At 73.3% G+C, this 14,477-nt stretch carries 13 protein-coding genes; 4 read left to right on the top strand and 9 right to left on the bottom strand.

The features are described 5' to 3' along the window. Positions 1–383 precede the first annotated feature (383 nt). The 4 genes from IAG44_RS01515 to IAG44_RS01530 are packed head-to-tail and all read left to right on the top strand — an operon-like array spanning position 384 to position 4,792. A complete protein-coding gene (locus IAG44_RS01515; protein WP_187745318.1) occupies positions 384–959 on the top strand; it encodes a 2-oxoacid:acceptor oxidoreductase family protein in 576 nt (191 codons plus the stop codon). Beyond that, the gene (gene porA / locus IAG44_RS01520) at positions 943–2,184 is read left to right on the top strand and encodes a pyruvate ferredoxin oxidoreductase (protein ID WP_187745319.1); all 1,242 of its coding nucleotides are present in this window, start codon (positions 943–945) and stop codon (positions 2,182–2,184) included. The genes IAG44_RS01515 and porA overlap by 17 nt, the downstream gene beginning before the upstream one ends. After that, positions 2,181–3,170 carry a thiamine pyrophosphate-dependent enzyme gene (locus tag IAG44_RS01525; protein WP_187745320.1) on the top strand — a complete coding sequence of 330 codons (990 nt, stop codon included), beginning with the start codon at positions 2,181–2,183 and terminating at the stop codon, positions 3,168–3,170. Before porA ends, IAG44_RS01525 begins: the two co-directional genes overlap by 4 nt. Beyond that, a complete protein-coding gene (locus tag IAG44_RS01530) occupies positions 3,167–4,792 on the top strand; it encodes an NAD(P)-binding protein (RefSeq protein ID WP_187745321.1) in 1,626 nt (541 codons plus the stop codon). The genes IAG44_RS01525 and IAG44_RS01530 overlap by 4 nt, the downstream gene beginning before the upstream one ends. A 53-nt stretch (positions 4,793–4,845) precedes the next feature. On the opposite strand, the gene IAG44_RS01535 is transcribed toward IAG44_RS01530, so the two are convergent. From IAG44_RS01535 to IAG44_RS01575, 9 genes are all read right to left on the bottom strand, one after another. Next, positions 4,846–6,252, bottom strand: coding sequence for an NAD(P)(+) transhydrogenase (Re/Si-specific) subunit beta (locus IAG44_RS01535; RefSeq protein ID WP_187745322.1), 1,407 nt, complete (start codon positions 6,250–6,252; stop codon positions 4,846–4,848). A gap of 6 nt (positions 6,253–6,258) precedes the next feature. Continuing rightward, positions 6,259–6,582 (bottom strand): NAD(P) transhydrogenase subunit alpha part 2, encoded by a 324-nt coding sequence (locus tag IAG44_RS01540; protein ID WP_187745323.1) that lies wholly within the window; start codon positions 6,580–6,582, stop codon positions 6,259–6,261. Next, a complete protein-coding gene (locus tag IAG44_RS01545) occupies positions 6,579–7,697 on the bottom strand; it encodes an NAD(P) transhydrogenase subunit alpha (RefSeq protein ID WP_187745324.1) in 1,119 nt (372 codons plus the stop codon). The genes IAG44_RS01540 and IAG44_RS01545 overlap by 4 nt, the downstream gene beginning before the upstream one ends. Positions 7,698–7,763: 66 nt before the next feature. Next, entirely contained in the window at positions 7,764–8,777 is a 1,014-nt protein-coding gene (locus IAG44_RS01550) for a zinc-dependent alcohol dehydrogenase (RefSeq protein ID WP_187752444.1), read from the bottom strand. A 28-nt stretch (positions 8,778–8,805) separates the two neighbouring features. Continuing rightward, entirely contained in the window at positions 8,806–10,329 is a 1,524-nt protein-coding gene (locus IAG44_RS01555) for an aldehyde dehydrogenase family protein (RefSeq protein ID WP_281404332.1), read from the bottom strand. 43 nt (positions 10,330–10,372) lie between these two features. After that, entirely contained in the window at positions 10,373–11,566 is a 1,194-nt protein-coding gene (locus IAG44_RS01560; RefSeq protein WP_187745325.1) for a sigma-54-dependent transcriptional regulator family protein, read from the bottom strand. Positions 11,567–11,601: 35 nt separating this feature from the next. Further along, positions 11,602–12,423 (bottom strand): universal stress protein, encoded by an 822-nt coding sequence (locus IAG44_RS01565; protein WP_187745326.1) that lies wholly within the window; start codon positions 12,421–12,423, stop codon positions 11,602–11,604. A 556-nt stretch (positions 12,424–12,979) separates the two neighbouring features. Then, positions 12,980–13,681: a response regulator gene (locus IAG44_RS01570; protein WP_187745327.1), complete on the bottom strand. Its 702-nt coding sequence runs from the start codon at positions 13,679–13,681 to the stop codon at positions 12,980–12,982. 64 nt (positions 13,682–13,745) lie between these two features. Next, on the bottom strand, positions 13,746–14,456 hold the full coding sequence (locus IAG44_RS01575; protein WP_187745328.1) for a CBS domain-containing protein: 711 nt from the start codon (positions 14,454–14,456) through the stop codon (positions 13,746–13,748). Positions 14,457–14,477: the final 21 nt, after the last annotated feature.

Genomic DNA, 14,477 nt, shown 5'->3' on the forward strand with positions numbered 1-14,477 from the left:
GCGGCGGACGAACAGTCCCGCAGGGCCGACAGCCTGCAGCAGCTCCTCAGTTACGAGGAGCCCTGCCGGCCGGCGGCCGGGCCGGTGGTTCCCCTGGCCTGCGTGCCGGGGGCGGGCCTGCGAGCCTCCCTGCCTCCGTACGGGGGCATGCCGTGAACGGTCCCGTTCCGCTCGCTCCTGTGCGGGCCGGTGCTCAGGATCGCGGCCGTGGCCGCAGCCGTCGTGATCTCCTCGGCCGTCTCGGGCCCGGGCCGGGTGAGGGTGCGGTGTCCCCGGCGGATTCCGTGCCGCCCGACCCCGGCGTCGGGGACGTTCGGCCCCTGAGACCCGGCCGGAGCGCACGGTAGGACTGAAACCACCGGCCCCGGCGGGAGGGAGTTGCCGTGTTCCAGGTGCGCATCCACGGCCGCGGCGGTCAAGGAGCCGTCACCGCGGCGGAGTTGTTGTCGGTGGCGGCGTTCGACGAGGGCCGGCACGCGCAGGCGTTCCCGAGTTTCGGTTCCGAGCGCACCGGTGCTCCGGTCCTGGCGTTCTGCCGGATCGACGACCGGCCGATCCGGGTGCGTGAACCGGTCACCCGCCCCGACGCCCTCGTCGTCCAGGACGCGACGCTGCTGCACCAGGTGGACGTCTTCCAGGGGCTGCGGCCCGGCGGCGCCGTCCTCGTCAACTCCCCCGGGGACGCCGACGCCCTGGGGCTGGGCCCGCTTCCCTGTCGCGTCCTCACCGTCCCCGCGACCGCACTCGCCCTTCGGCGCATCGGCCGCCCGGTGCCGAACGCCGCCCTGCTCGGCGGACTGGCCGCGCTGACCGGCTGCGTGGGCCTCGACGCGCTGACCGCGGCGATCCTCGAACGCTTCCCCGGCCGGCTGGGCCGGGCCAACGCGGACGCCGCACAGGAGGCGTACGCACTCGTCCGGAGCCTGTGTGAGGAGCACGCGCATGTGGAAGCAGACTGAAGGCTCGCGCGCGGTCGCCGAGACCGTCGCCCACTGCCGGCCCGAGGTGATCGCCGCCTACCCGATCTCGCCGCAGACGCACATCGTCGAGGAACTGAGCCGTCTGGTGCGCTCCGGGACGCTCGACCCGTGCGAGTACGTCAACGTGGAGTCGGAGTTCGCGGCGATGTCGATGTGCATCGGCGCCTCGGCGGCCGGCGCCCGTGCCTACACCGCGACCGCCAGTCAGGGCCTGCTGTACATGGTGGAGGCCCTCTACAACGCCTCCGGGCTGGGACTGCCGGTCGTGATGACGGTCGCCAACCGGGCGATCGGGGCGCCCATCAACATCTGGAACGACCACAGCGACAGCATGTCCCAGCGGGACTCGGGCTGGATCCAGCTGTACGCCCGGGACAACCAGGAGGCCGCCGACCTGCACCCGCAGGCGTTCCGGCTGGCGGAGGAGCTGTCGCTGCCGGTGATGGTGTGCATGGACGGCTTCGTGCTCACGCACGCGTGGGAGCGGATCGACGTCCCGGACCAGGAGCGGGTGGACGCGTTCCTGCCGCCGTTCGAGCCCCGGCAGGTCCTGGATCCGGCCGAGCCGGTGTCGATCGGCGCGATGGTGGGACCGGACGCCTTCACCGAGGTGCGCTACCTCGCCCACGCCAAGCAGACGCAGGCGCTGGAGGCGATTCCCCGCGTCTCGGCGGAGTTCGGGGAGGTCTTCGGGCGGGTGAGCGGCGGGCTGGTCCACCCGTACGCCTGCGAGGACGCCGACACGGTCGTCGTGTCGCTCGGGTCGGTGTGCGGCACGGTGTGCGACGTCGTGGACGAGATGCGCGAGCGTGGGGTGCGGATCGGCGCCCTGGCCGTCACGTCGTTCCGGCCGTTCCCGCTGGAGGAGGTCCGGGCCGTGCTCGGCGGGGCCCGTCGGGTCGTCGTGCTGGAGCGGGCGTTCTCGGTCGGCGTCGGCGGGATCGTGTCGGCGAACGTGCGCACCGCGCTGTCGGGGATCCGTCTCGACGGCCACACGGTGGTCGCCGGGCTCGGCGGGCGCGCGATCACGAAGGCGTCGCTGCACCGGCTGTTCGACGACGCGCTCGCCGGGCGGCTGGGCGAGCTGACCTTCCTGGACCTCGACACCGGGCTCGTGGAGCGGGAGCTGGCGCGCATGGCGCGCACCCGGCGGTCGGGTCCTTCGGCGGAGAACATCCTGCGGGACGTGGGGAGCAACCGATGAGCGGCGCACGGCAGGTGAAGTTCTACCAGGTCGGCAGTCTCGCCGCCGGGAACCGGCTACTGGCCCCCGCACTGCGCTCCGGCCAGGCCGACCCGGACCGGTCCAACGCGCTGACCTGCGGGCACCGGGCCTGCCAGGGGTGCGGAGAGGCGCTCGGCGCCCGGTACGTCCTGGACGCGGCGCAGCGGGCGTCCGGCGGGAAGGTGATCGCGGTCAACGCGACCGGGTGCCTGGAGGTGTTCTCCACCCCCTATCCGGAGACGTCGTGGCAACTGCCGTGGCTGCACTCGCTGTTCGGCAACGCGCCCGCTGTCGCGGCGGGGGTCGCCGCCGCGCTGCGTGCCCAGGGCCGCACGGACGTCCGGGTGATCGGGCAGGGCGGGGACGGCGGCACGGTGGACATCGGGCTGGGCTGTCTGTCGGGCATGTTCGAGCGTGACGACGATGTGCTGTACGTCTGTTACGACAACGAGGCGTACATGAACACGGGTGTGCAGCGCTCCGGGGCCACTCCCCCGGCCGCGCGCACCGCCACCACCCAGACGGGCGCGCCTTTCGGGCAGGGCAAGAGCCTGCCGCTGATCGCGATGGCGCACGGCATCCCGTACGTCGCCACCGCGACCGTCGCCGGGCTGCGCGACCTGGAGGCCAAGGTGCACCGGGCGATGGGGATGCGCGGCGCCCGCTATCTGCACGTGCTGGTGCCCTGTCCGCTGGGCTGGGGCACGGCGTCGCACGACACGGTGCGCGTCGCGCGGCTGGCCGAGCGGTGCGGCCTGTTCCCGGTGTTCGAGGCCGTGGACGGGGAGGTCACCGACGTGACGCCGATCCGGCGGCGGATCCCGGTCGAGGAGTATCTGCGCCCGCAGAAGCGGTACGCGCACCTCTTCGAGCCCGAGGTCCGCACGGACGTGATCGCCCGTCTCCAGCGGGCCGCCGACCGTAATGTCGCCCGCTTCGGGCTCGCCGAGGAGGAAGCGCCGTGAAGGAGAAACCGTTCGCGATCACTCTCGACGTGGGGTCCAGCCTCGCCAACCACACAGGGGCCTGGCGCACCGAGCGTCCCGAGTACGTCCACCGGCTGCCGCCGTGCAACCAGGCGTGCCCCGCCGGGGAGAACATCCAGCAGTGGCTGTTCCACGCGGAGAGCGGCGACTACGAGTCGGCCTGGCGGGAGCTGATGCGGGACAACCCGCTGCCCGCCGTGATGGGCCGGGTCTGCTATCGCCCGTGCGAGAGTGCCTGCAACCGTGTGCAGGTCGACAACGCGGTGGGCATCAACTCCGTGGAGCGGTTCCTCGGTGACGAGGCGATCCGGCAGGGCTGGAGCGTGGCCCCGCCCGCCACCGTCTCGGGCAGGCGGGTCCTGGTCGTCGGCTCCGGTCCGGCCGGCCTGTCGGCCGCCTACCACCTGCGGCTGCTCGGCCACGAGGTGACCGTGCGCGAGGCGCAGGAGCGGCTCGGCGGGATGATGCGGTACGGCATCCCGCGCTACCGGCTGCCCCGCGAGGTGCTGGACGCGGAGATCGGCCGGATCCGCGCGCTGGGCGTCGTCTTCGAGACGGGCGCGCGGGTGCGGGACGTGCCGGCAGCGCGGGAGGACGGCGGCTTCGACGCCGTGTTCCTCGCGGTGGGCGCGGGCATCGGCAAGCGGGCTTATCTCCCGGCAGGGGACAGCGCTCGGATCCTCGACGCGGTGGCGCTGCTCGGCAGCATGGAGGGGCAGGAGCCCCCGCTGCTGGGGCGCAGGGTCGCCGTCTACGGGGGCGGCAACACGGCGATGGACGCGGCCCGCACCGCCCGCCGCCTCGGTGCCACCGACGCCGTGGTGGTCTACCGGCGCACCCGTGACCGGATGCCCGCGCACGACGAGGAGGTCGAGGAGGCGCTGGAGGAGGGCGTGCGGATGAAGTGGCTGTCCACCATCAAGCACGCGGACGAGGGCCGGCTGACCATCGAGCGGATGGCCCTGGACGAGACGGGGTTCCCGCGGCCCACGGGCGAGTTCGAGGAGTTGGAGGCGGACTCGGTGGTGCTGGCGCTCGGCCAGGAGTCCGACCTGTCCCTCGTCGCGAGCATGCCGGACCTGACCGTCGACCACGGCACGGTCCAGGTGGCCGACGGGCTGTTGACCGGCCACGAGGGTGTCTTCGCCGGCGGCGACATGGTGCCCGCCGAGCGGACGGTCACCGTGGCCGTGGGGCACGGCAAGAAGGCGGCCCGGCACATCGACGCCTTCCTACGGGGCACGTCCTACGTGCCCGGCCCGAAGCATCCGCCCGCGAGTGCCGACCGGCTGAACACCTGGTACTACTCCGACGCCCCGGCCTCCGTGCGGCCCCGCCTGGCGCCGGCCCGCCGCGTGTCCACCTTCGACGAGGTGGTCCAGGGCCTCGACCGGTCCACCGCGCTCTTCGAGGCACGGCGCTGCATGTCCTGCGGGAACTGCTTCGAGTGCGACAACTGCTACGGCGTCTGCCCCGACAACGCGATCACCAAGCTCGGTCCGGGCCGGGGGTTCGCGATCGACCTCGACTACTGCAAGGGCTGCGGGCTGTGTGCCGCGGAGTGCCCGTCGGGGGCGATCGACATGGTGGCGCAGGAGTGATCCCGTGCGGCGGGCCCCGCGGTCCTCGCGCGGGGCCCGCCGTGTCCGTCGCGTCAGCCGACGTACTCGCCGAGGGCCGTCTTCAGTTCGGTCAGTCCCTTCTTCGCGTCGGTGAAGAACATCCCGGTCCTCGGGTCGGTGTAGAGCTCGTTGTCGAGGCCGGCGTACCCGTGGCCCATGGAGCGTTTGATGACGACGACGCTGCGGGCCTTGTCGACGTCGAGGATCGGCATCCCGGAGATCGCGTTGCCGGGGCGGCGGGCGGCCGGGTTGGTGACGTCGTTGGCGCCGATCACGAGGGCCACGTCGGCCTGCGGGAACTCGGGGTTGACGTCGTCCATCTCCTTGAGCCGGGTGTAGGGCACGTTCGCCTCGGCGAGCAGGACGTTCATGTGGCCCGGCATCCGGCCCGCGACCGGGTGCACGGCGTATCCGACGTCGACGCCGTGGTCGGTGAGCAGCTGGGCCAGGGCGCCGAGTTCGTGCTGTGCCTGGGCGGCGGCGAGGCCGTACCCGGGGACGAGGATCACCTTGCGTGCGTACGCCAGTTGGATCGCGACGTCGTCGGCGGACAGGGAGCGCACCTGGGCCGGGGCTCCCCCGGCCGCGGCGGGGGAGCTGTCGCCGGTGCCGAAGCCGCCGACGACGATGTTCGCGACGGAGCGGTTCATGGCGTCGGCCATCAGTTTGGTGAGGATGCCGCCCGAGGCGCTGACGAGCATGCCGGCGACAATCAGCGCGGTCTCGTTCAGCACGAAGCCCGCCATCGCGACGGCGGACCCGGTGAAGGCGTTGAGGAGGGCGATGACGACGGGCATGTCGGCGCCGCCGATGGGCAGCACCATGCTCACGCCGAACAGCAGCGCGACCGCCACGAGGCCGTAGAGGGCCGGCCGGGAGTCGGGAGCCAGCACGAGCCACACCGTGCCGGCGACGAAGGAGGCCGGCAGCAGCAGGTTCAGCAGCCGCGCCCCGGGGAGGACGACCGGCGCTCCGGAGACGACGCCCTGGAGTTTCCCGGCGGCGATCAGCGATCCGGAGAAGGTGACGGCGCCGATCACGATGTCGAGCGCGCCGGGCAGTGAGACCCGTACGCCGGTTCCCGCCGGGTCCCGGGCCTGGAGCAGGTCGTTCACGGCGATCAGCGCCGCCGCACCGCCGCCGACGGCGTTGAAGACGCTCACCAGCTGGGGCATGGCGGTCATCCGTATCTCGCGTGCCGCCCAGAGGCCGAGAGCGGCGCCGAGGAGTCCGCCCGAGGCCAGGACGAGCCAGCCGGTGCGGGTGATCGCGCCCTCGTCGGCGACGAGCCACACGGCGGCGGCGACCGCGAGGGACATGGCGGCGGCGGAGAGAGCGTTGCCGCGGCGGGCCGTGCGCGGATGGTTCATCAGATGCAGACCGAGGACGAAGCAGGCCGCCGCGGCCAGGAACACGTAGTGGACGGCGTCGGAGACCATGGCCGCTCACTCCCCCGCCTTCGTCCCGGCCTTCGTCCCGGCCTGCGGCCGGGCCCTGAACATCTCCAGCATCCGGTCGGTGACGACGTAGCCGCCGACGACGTTCATCGCGCCGAACACCATGGCGACGAAGGCCAGGACGTGACCGGGCCAGGTGTGGGACTCGGCGGCGATCAGCATGGCCCCGATGACGACGATGCCGTGCACCGCGTTGGAACCGGACATCAGTGGGGTGTGCAGGGTCGCGGGCACCTTGCTGATGACCTCGACGCCGACCAGCACGCTCAGGACGAACACGGTGATCGCGGTGAGCAGATCGAGGTCGTTCATGGTGTGTCGCCTCCCATCAGGGCCGCGGTGATCTCGTCGGCCGGGTCGAGGACGAGTACGCCGTCCCGCACCAGGTGGCGCAGGAGGGCGACGAGGTTGCGGGCGTAGGCCGTGGACGCGGCGGTGGCCGTCGCCGACGGCAGCCGTCCGGCGCCGATGAGAGTGACGCCGCCTTCCAGGACGTCCGTCTTGTCGGGTTCGGAGCCCTCGACGTTGCCGCCGGAGCCGCTCGCGGCGAGGTCGACGACGACCGAGCCGGGCCTCATCCGTTTCAGCGCGTCCCGGCTCACCAGGAGCGGCGGCCTGCGGCCCGGTACCTGGGCGGTGGTGATGACGATGTCGCAGCGGGCGATGTGGGCGTCGAGCGCGGCGCGCTGGGCCCGCTGTTCCCCGGCTGTCAGCTCCCTCGCGTAACCGCCTCGCTCGATGCCCGGTCCCTCTTGTGGCGGCGGGCTCGGTATGTCGAGGAACCGGGCGCCCAGTGACTCCACCTCCCCTCGGGATGCGGGGCGTACGTCGTACGCCGTGACGACGGCGCCGAGGCGGCGGGCGGTGGCGATGGCCTGCAGTCCGGCCACCCCGGCGCCGAGGACGAGGACCTGCGCCGGACGTGTGGTGCCCGCCGCGGTGGTCAGCATCGGGAGGAAGCGGTCGTACGCCTCGGCGGCGACGAGGGCGGCCTTGTAGCCGGCGACGTTCGCCTGTGAGGTGAGGGCGTCCATCGCCTGGGCCCGGCTGAGGGTGCGGGGCAGCAGGTCGAGGCTGATCGTGCGGACCCCGCGTCCGCGCAGGTCCCGCACGAGGCCGGGGTGGCGGGCCGGTTCCAGCAGGCCCACGAGGGTCTGCCCGCTCCTCAGTGCCCGGGCGCTGTCCGCGTCCGGCGGTCCCACGCACAGGACGGCGTCGGCGCGTGCGCACAGGACGTCGAAGGGTACGGTCTCGGCACCCGCCGCGGTGTAGTCGGCGTCGGTGAACCAGGCGGCGGAGCCTGCCCCGGTCTCGATCAGGACGTCGATGCCCGCCGTGCGCAGGAGGGCGACGGCCTCGGGGACGAGGGCGACGCGGCGTTCGCCGGGCGTCCGCTCGCGCGGCACGCCCACGGTGACGGTGGCCATGATCTGCTGCCTCTCCCCGGGGCCCGGTGGTGCCGGGCCCCGGACCTCTCGAAACGGCCGGAGTGCTCAGAACTCGAAGACGAGCCGCGCCTCGGCCCGGCCGCCGAGGACCTCGTCGAAGGACTCGTTGACCTGTTCCAGCCGCCGGGGTTCGGCGATGATCCGGGTGCGTCCGGCCGCGTGCAGCGCGAACACCTCGGTCAGGTCCTGGCGGGTGCCGACGATGGAGCCGAGGACGGAGATGCCGCCGAGCACGGTCTCGAAGACCGGCACACTGATCGCCGCGTCGTCGGCGGGCAGTGCCACCATGACGAGCCGTCCGCCCCGGTCCAGGCACCGGTACGCCTGCTCGAAGGCCGTGGGTGAGGCCGCCAGGACGACGGCGACGTCCGCGCCGCCGGCCCGCCTGATCTCCTCGACCGGGTCGTGGGTGCGGGCGTTGACGGTCCGGTCGGCGCCGAGGCGGTGGGCGAGGCCCAGCTTGCCGGGTTCGAGGTCGACTGCGGTGACGAAGCCGCCGACCAGGCGCGCGTACTGGAGCGCGAGGTGTCCGAGGCCGCCGATACCGAAGACGGCGACCCGTTCGGCCGGGGTGACCCGGGCGACCTTGATCGCCTTGTACGTGGTGACGCCGGCGCAGGTCAGCGGGGCGGCGTCGAAGGACGACACCGCGTCGGGCACCCGGACGACCGCCGTGGCGCTCGCGACGGCGTACTCGGCGTAGCAGCCGTCGACGGAGTAGCCCGTGTTGACCTGGGACGCGCACAGGGTCTCCCAGCCGGAGACGCAGTGTCGGCAGGTGCCGCAGGACGATCCGAGCCAGGGGACGGCGACCCGCTCGCCCGTCAGTCCGCCCGGGACTCCGGCGCCGACCGCCCGGACCGTGCCGACGCCCTCGTGGCCGGGGACGAACGGCGGGGTGGGTTTCACGGGCCAGTCGCCGTGGGCGGCGTGGATGTCGGTGTGGCAGAGCCCGGACGCCTCCATCTCCACGAGCAGTTGTCCGGGTCCGGGCTCGGGGACGGGCAGGTCCTGGATCTCCAGGGGCTTGCCGAAGTCGGTGACGACTGCTGCCTTCATGGTGGGGCGCGGTGTCACGGGATGCCTCCTAGAACAGGCCGAGCGGCTTGGTGCCGTAGCTGACCAGCAGGTTCTTGGTCTGGCTGTAGTGGTCGAGCATTGTCTTGTGGGTCTCTCGGCCGATGCCGGAGATCTTGTAGCCGCCGAAGGCGGCGCCGGCCGGGTACAGGTGGTAGCAGTTGGTCCAGACCCGTCCGGCCTTGATGGCGCGGCCGACGCGGTAGGCGCGGGCGCCGTCGCGGCTCCACACCCCGGCGCCGAGGCCGTAGAGCGTGTCGTTGGCGAGGGCCACGGCCTCGGCCTCGTCCTTGAAGGTGGTGACCGCGAGGACCGGGCCGAAGATCTCCTCCTGGAAGACCCGCATCCGGTTGTGGCCCTTGAGGACGGTCGGCTCGTAGAAGTAGCCGTCCGTGAACCGGCCGCCGAGGTCGGCCCGCTGTCCTCCGACGAGTACCTCGGCGCCTTCCTCGGCTCCGACGGCGACGTAGGAGGAGATCTTGTCGATCTGCCGCTGGGAGACCTGGGGGCCCATCATGGTGCCGGTGTCGAGCGGATCGCCCAGCCTGATGGCGCGGACACGCTCCAGGCAGCGCCCCATGAACTCCTCGTAGATGTCCTCCTGGATCAGGGCACGGGAGGGGCAGGTGCAGACCTCGCCCTTGTTGAAGGCGTAGAGCACCAGCCCTTCGACGGCCTTGTCCAGGAAGTCGTCGTCGGCGGCGGCCACGTCGCCGAAGAAGATGTTCGGCGACTTGCCGCCCAGTTCCAGGGTGACCGGGATGATGTTCTGCGACGCGTACTGCATGATCAGGCGGCCGGTGGTGGTCTCTCCGGTGAAGGCGACCTTGGCGATGCGCCTGTTGGTGGCGAGCGCCTTGCCGATCTCGGCGCCGGGGCCGTTCACGACGTTGAGGACGCCCGGCGGGAGGAGGTCACCGACGACCTCCATCAGCTTCAGGATCGACCACGGCGTCGGTGAGGCCGGCTTGATGACCGTGCAGTTGCCCGCGGCGAGCGCCGGGGCGAGCTTCCACGCGGCCATCAGCAGCGGGAAGTTGAAGGGGATGATCTGTCCGACCACGCCCAGCGGTTCGTGGAAGTGGTAGGCGATGGTCTCCTTGTCGATCTCGGTGATCTCGCTCTCCTCGGCGCGGATCGCCGCCGCGAAGTAGCGGAAGTGGTCGGCGGCCAGCGGGAGGTCGGCGGCCAGGGTCTCGCGGACGGGCTTGCCGTTCTCCCAGCTCTCGGCGACCGCGAGTTCCTCGCGGTGGGCGTCGATGGCGTCGGCGACCTTGTTCAGTGCGGCGGCTCGCTGTGCCGTGGTCGCCTCGCCCCAGGTGTCCTTGGCGGAGTGGGCGGCGTCCAGGGCGAGTTCGATGTCCTCGGGCCCGGACTTCGGGACCTCGCAGATCGGGCGGGCGGTGGCGGGGCACAGGTCCGGCGTGTACTGCCCGGTGGTCGGGGCCTGCCACTTGCCGCCGATGAAGTTCTCGTAGCGGGGTGCGACGTCGACGGGGCTGCCCGGTGCGCCCGGAGGCTCGTACTTCATGATCGTCCCCTTTCCGGTGACGACGGTCGGGCTGATGTGCGACACGCTAGGAGCGGGAACGCTGCAACCGCGCTGCATGTCCGGTGGTCCTCTCCAGATGGCCGGCGCGGGCAGCGGCGGCGGCGCGCTGCGGTGATCCGCCGGGCAGGGAGCGGGCGAGCGCGGTCCAGGCCGGGGCGTCGTCGGTGCCCCATTCCGAGACGGTCCAGCGGCGCAGCAGATCAGCGCTGCCCGCGGCCAGCACGGCACCGCGCAACTGCTGTTCCAGCGACCGCCGGTGTGCCACGACGAGCGGCGCCTCGGAGCGCGGCAGCAGCGGGCCGGGGTAGCGGGTGAGGGCCGCGGCCGGCCGGCCCTGTGCGAGGAGGCCGGCCACCTCGTCGTAGTCGGCGCGTACCGGGCCGAGCAGCGCGTAGGGCCGGGAGCCGAGGAGACCGGGGCCGAGGGCCGCGCGCAGCCGGGTCAGCTCGGCGCGCAGTGTCGAGGGGGGTATCTCGTGCTCCGAGAGGTCCACCGCGAGCCGGTCTCCGCTCACGCCCCGGCCCTCCAGGGCCAGTGTCACCACGATCTCGCTGTGCCGGGGGCTGAGGCGGCGCACGCGCCCGGCGTGCTCCAGCAGGGCGCTGTCCCGGGCGAGTGCCCGCAGCCGTACGACGTCCTCGGCGGCCGGGGTGCGCGGGAGCACCGCCTGTGCGGCCAGGGCCGCCGCGCGCACCGCGGCCAGTGCCGGGGGCGTGGCGATGCTCGGGCCGCCGGAGAGGTCGATCGCGCCGAGCAACAGCCCGGTGCGGGGGTCGCGCACGGGCGCCGCGGCACACGACCAGGTGCGGACGGCTGTGCCGTAGTGCTCGCCCTCCACGATCTGGACGGCCCGGCCCAGTTCCAGGGCGGTGCCGGGGGCGTTGGTCCCGGCCGACGGTTCGGACCACCCGGCGCCCTCGACGAACCGTATCCGCTCGGCTCGGCGCAGCGCGCTTCGGTCGCCCTCGACCCACAGCAGGGTTCCGTCGGTGTCCGCGACCGCGAAGACGTGCCCGTCGTCGGTGGCGCCCCGCCCCAGGAGGTCGCGCAGGAGAGGCAGCGCGGCGGCGAGGGAATGGCCGCGCCGGCGCTCGTCCAGTTCGGTGGCGGCTTCGGGCACCGGGGCGAGAGCGTCGGCCCGTACACCGCGTGCGGTACAGCGCGCCCACGACTCGGCCACCAGACGGCGGGGCCCGTGGGCGGGGGGAGGAACGGGCATGGCGCCTCCTGCGTGCGGTTCTCCGGCGTGCCGGTTCAGCCGGCGTCCGGCACCAGCACCACGGGGCAGTGGGAGCGGCTGAGCAGGGTGTGGGTGACGGGGCCGGAGTGCCGGTGGGTGCCGATGACGACGACGGCCGCCTCGCGGCCCGCCTCCAGGAGGGCGTGGGCGGGGTCGGTGTTCACGGCGCGGATGTCGACGGGTACGCGCGGGTGCCGCTCCCGCAGCCTGGCGACGCCGAAGCGGGGTACGGCCCCCTCGGCGCGTTCCTCCTGTGCCCGGCGCCGCTGGCCGGGGCTCGTCGCGGGGATCGGCGAGGGCATCTCGGGCGTGGTGTGTCGGTGGGCCATGGCGTGCAGGACGCGCAGCGGCGCCTGCCGGCGTTCCGCCTCCTCGAAGGCGTAGACGGCCGCTTCCTCGTCGGCGTCGCCCCGCAGCCCGAGCACCACGGGGCGTCCGGTGCCGGCGGGTTCGCGGGGGCGGTCGTCGCGTACGACGAGCAGCGGGCCGCGGGCCCGTGCGGCCAGCCTGAGGCTGACCGAGCCGGCGAGGAGCCCGGCGAGCGGGCCCATCCCCCGGGTGCCGACGACCGTGAGGAGCGCGCCGGCGCTCGCGCGGGCCAGCACCTCCACCGGCCCGCCCTCGACGGCCTCGCCGGTGACCGGCAGCCCCGGCCGGCGCAGCCGCGTGCGGCTCACGGCCGAGGCGAGCACGGGCCCCGCCTCGTCGCGGTCGCGCACGGCGTACACGACCCGCAGGGCGGCCGCCCGGCACCCGGCCTCCTCCATGGCGCGGTCCAGCGCGCGCACGGCGCCCGGTGAACCGTCCACTCCGACGACGACATCGTGGCGAGTCATGGTCCGTTCCCCTTCCCTGCGGCAGGCGGCTCCAGACCGATGCTCGTCCCGGGCCGGCACCGGTGACAGGGGCCTCAGGAACCCGGGGGCGCGCCGGACGGCCCCTTGCGGCGGGCCGAACGGCCCCGGCACGCACCGACGACGCCGCCCGCGGGCGGGGCGGCGGCATCCGGCAAAGCTGTCGGCCCACGCTGCGGCGGCCGGTGGGCGCGAGGGGTTCGCTGCGCGGCCACGGCTCGCACCGCCCGCCAGGCGATGTACCGCGTCGGGGCCGGTGGCCCGGCGCACCTCTCCCCGGACGACGGCGTAGTTGACGGGCACATCGAGGGGGTCCTCGACGGTGGGGACGGCGAGTTCGGTGCGGCGGGCGGTGTGTGCCTGGCCGGCGGGGCGGTCGGCGGTGGCGCCGGTGAGCGCCGACGCCGTGGTCTCCAGCGCGGCGGCGAGCCGGAACAGCGCGCCGGAGCCGGGGGCCGCCCCCTTCCGCGCCTGCGGACAGCCGAGACAGCCGGGCGCCGTGCCCGTCCGTGCGGCGATCTCCTGGCTCCCCGCGCCGCTACCTCCCCCGGCGCTCCTCCGGCTCCGGTGGCTCCAGGTGGGAGGCCAGGACGGCGGCCTGGACGCGGCGTTGGACGCCGAGTTTGGCGAGGAGGCGGGAGATGTGGTTCTTGACGGTCTTCTCGGAGAGGTAGAGCTTCTTGCCGATCTCCCGGTTGGTGAGGCCGTCGCCGATGAGGGCGAGGATGTCGCGTTCGCGCGGGGAGAGGCCGGCGAGTTCGTCGGGGACGGCCGGGGTGTCGGCGGGGTCGGCGCGCAGGGAGCGCATGAGGCGGGCGGTGGTCGCGGGGTCGAGCATGGACTGGCCTGAGGCGACCGTGCGGACCGCCGAGACGAGGTCGGAGCCCTTGATCTGCTTGAGGACGTAGCCGGAGGCCCCGGCCATGATCGCGTCGAGGAGGGCGTCCTCGTCGTCGAACGAGGTCAGCATCAGGCAGGCCAGCTCGGGCATCCGGTCGCGCAGTTCACGGCAGACGGTGATGCCGTCGCCGTCGGGGAGGCGGACGTCGAGGACGGCGACGTCGGGCCGCAGCGCCGGGCCCCGGACGAGCGCGTGCTCGACCGTCCCGGCGTCCCCGACGACCGAGATGTCGGGTTCGGCGTCGAGGAGGTCGGTCAGGCCGCGGCGTACGACCTCGTGGTCGTCGAGCAGGAACACGCGGATCGGGTCCTGCTCGGTGAAGGTGCGTGCCTGCGCCATGACGGCCTCTCGCTCGGTGGACGTGCTTGCCCACGACGATCATCACCGGCCGGGCCCGCTCGCACTAGGGCCGACCGGCCCCATCTGACATCTTCCCGCCCGGCACCAGTTCGAACGCGACGTCCACGACCCCTTCGACCGCTCGCACCAGCCGTGCGGCCACCGGCACGAGGGAGGTGTCGCGGATCCGTCCGGCGAGGGTCACCACGCCGTCGTGGACGTCGACCCGCACCAGGGAGGCGGGCTGCGGGAAGAGGTGGGCGACGATCTCGCGGCGGACCTCCTCGGCGATCGACTCGTCCTCGCGTAGGAAGACCTTGAGGAGGTCGGTGCGGCTGACGATGCCCTGCAGCCGGCCCAGTTCGTCCACGACGGGCAGGCGCTTGACCTTCGCGCGTGCCATGGTGCGGGCGGCCCGGGCGAGGGTGGTGTCGGGGCGGACGGTGAGCGCGGGGGAGGTCATCAGGTCCCGGGCTCGCAGGCCGCCGGCCTTCTCCAGGTCCTTGAGGCGACGCGGTTGGGCGATGGGGGTCCCCCCGGTCGAGCGCGGCCGAGACCGGGAGATGTCCGGGTCGCCGTCGCGGAACTCCTCCTTGCACAGCAGGTCCGCCTCGGAGACCACGCCGATCACCCGGTCCTCGGCCGCCAGCACGGGCAGACCGCTGACCCGCCACTCCCGCATCAGCCGCACGATCTCCTTGAAGCCGGCGTCCTGTCCGACGCTGACGACGGTGTGCGTCATGACGTCGCTGACGATGTGTGGTGTGCCGTGCATGGGTGTCCTCTCCTCGGTCAG

It is taken from the genome of Streptomyces roseirectus (genome assembly GCF_014489635.1).
In the GTDB taxonomy this organism is placed as follows: domain Bacteria; phylum Actinomycetota; class Actinomycetes; order Streptomycetales; family Streptomycetaceae; genus Streptomyces; species Streptomyces roseirectus.